The sequence below is a fragment of the Curtobacterium sp. B18 genome, from assembly GCF_000333375.1.
In the GTDB taxonomy this organism is placed as follows: domain Bacteria; phylum Actinomycetota; class Actinomycetes; order Actinomycetales; family Microbacteriaceae; genus Curtobacterium.
Genome location: NZ_BACZ01000492.1, coordinates 1 through 2,124, shown reverse-complemented (window position 1 = coordinate 2,124; position 2,124 = coordinate 1). Strand labels below are relative to the sequence as shown.

The following is a 2,124-nucleotide window of genomic DNA, read 5'->3' as shown; positions in this document are numbered from 1 at the left end:
CGTCCCCAGGTGCGCGAGACCGAACGCGTCGAGCAGCTCGTCGACCCGCTCGTCGACGTCCGGTGCGCCGAGTGCCCGGGGGCCGACGGCGAGTTCCTCGCGGACGGTGCGGGCGACGAACTGGTGCTCGGGGTCCTGGAAGACCGTGCCGATCCGACCGGCCAGCTGCGTGCTCGTCCAGGCGGCGGGCGCGTCGCCGATCCCGTCGGCGAGGGCCGTGCCCGCGCGGAGGGAGCCGGCGGCCGGGCGCAGGAGTCCGGCGAGCGTGAGGCCGAGCGTCGACTTGCCGACACCGTTCGGCCCGGTGACGGCGAGCACGCGTCCGGCCCGGACGTCGAGGTCGATCCCGCTCCCGACCGGCTGCCGCCGACCCCGGGCGGTCGCGAGCCCGCGCGCCGCGAGCAGGACGGCGTCGCCCACGGGTGCGTCCGTGCCGCCGTCCGCTTCCGCCTCGTCGGACGGGCGGGATCCGCTCGGTCCCCCGGTGGCGACCGCGCCCGTTCCGCCCGTTCGCGGCGGCCTGCGGGTGCTCCGACGAGCCGAACCGCGCGCGGGCTCCGATCCCGGCACCCAGACGCCGGCGGCGGTGAGCGCCGGGCCGTGGGCGGCGAGGACATCCACCGGCGCACCGTCGGCGACGACACCGCCGGCCGGTTCGAGCAGCACGAGCCGGTCGACCAGGTCCAGCCAGGTGCCGATCCGGTGTTCGACGACGAGCAGGGTCGCCCCGGTCTCGTCGAGGAGCGCCCGGACGGCGTCGTGGACCTGCACGACCCCGGCAGGGTCGAGGTTCGCGCACGGCTCGTCGAGCACGAGGGCTCCCGGGCGCATGGCGAGCACACCGGCGAGCGCGAGCCGCTGCCGCTGCCCACCGGACAGCATCGTGGTGGACCGGTCGAGCGGCAGGTCGAGGCCGACGACCTCGAGCGCGTGCCGGACGCGCTGCCAGGTCTCGTCGCGCGGGACCCCGGCGTTCTCGCAGCCGAACGCCACGTCGTCGCCGACGCGGGACATCACGGTGTGCGCCTCGGGGTCCTGCATGACGAGGCCGACGCGCCCGCGGACCGCACGGGGTTCGGCACCGTCGACGAGGACCGTTCCCCGGACCGAGGCGGCGGTGTCGTCGGCGGCGTCGGGTTCGTCCGGGAGCACGCCCGCGACGGCCCGCAGGAGCGTCGACTTGCCGGCGCCGGACGGGCCGACGACCGCGACCCGCTCCCCCGGTTCCACCCGGAGGTCGACGCCTCGGACGGCCCAGGCGTCACGTTCCGCGTACCGCCAGCCCCAGTCCTCTAAGGTGATCCGCGCGGCGGTGCTGGTCACGCGACGACGCGCGGACGGCGCCTGGCGTGCTCGCGACCGGCGGCGAAGGACGACAGGACGCCCGTCGCGGCGAGGGCGCGGACGAGGAACCACGAGCCGACGCCCGCGATGAGCGCACCCGAGACGATCGCCGAGACGACGTAGACGACCTTGAACGCGAGGTCGAGCCCGGGGTACCAGAGCACCGTGTCGTTGATGCCCAGGGCGAGGCCGGCCGCGGCCCCGGCGAGCACGACGACCGGCAGACGGTAGACGCGGTACAGGAAGAGGGCGAGCACCAGTTCGGCGCCGAGCCCCTGCACGAGGCCGGCCTCGAGCGTGAGGAACCCCCACTGCGTGCCGAGGAGCGCCTCGACCGAGGCGGCGACCACCTCGGCGTAGAGCGCGGCGCCCGGCTTCCGGACGATGATCGCGACGACGGGGCCGGCGAGCAGCCAGACGCCGCCGAACAGCGCCTGCGTGCCGGGCAGCACGAGCGCCATCACGGCGCTGATCGGCTCGTAGCCGAACTCCCAGAGCTTGAAGACGACACCGATCGCGACGGCGAGCACGCTCGCGACGACGATGTCGACGACGCGCCACCGCAGTGAACGGGTGACGGTGGACGGTACTGCTGACGACGTGCCGATGGGCATCATTCGAGGACTCCTCCCTGCGCCGGCATGACCCGGATCAGGTTCGACGGTCGGAGCGCCACTCGCTCCCTCTCAGCCCGGCGGTCCCGGACTCCCGTGTGTGTCCCACCATCATAAACGCGTGCGCGACCGGGTGACGGATCGCGACCGCACGACGGACAGGAGG

The 2,124-nt window shown here is 74.9% G+C and carries 2 protein-coding genes and 1 riboswitch; both genes read right to left on the bottom strand.

The annotated features are described in order from the left end of the window. Window positions 1-1,323 (bottom strand): ABC transporter ATP-binding protein (locus I5E_RS13050; RefSeq protein WP_022907377.1); only part of this gene is annotated, 1,323 nt, incomplete at its 3' end. Continuing rightward, entirely contained in the window at window positions 1,320-1,958 is a 639-nt protein-coding gene (locus I5E_RS13045) for an ECF transporter S component (RefSeq protein ID WP_148286967.1), read from the bottom strand. The genes I5E_RS13050 and I5E_RS13045, both read right to left, overlap by 4 nt. Further along, window positions 1,955-2,066, bottom strand: a riboswitch (TPP riboswitch). (Overlaps the previous gene by 4 nt.) Window positions 2,067-2,124: the final 58 nt, after the last annotated feature.

Coding starts and splice junctions, on each gene's coding strand:
- I5E_RS13045 (WP_148286967.1), bottom strand. CDS start 1,958: ATGCCCATCGGCACGTCGTCAGCAGTACCGTCCACCGTCACCCGTTCA.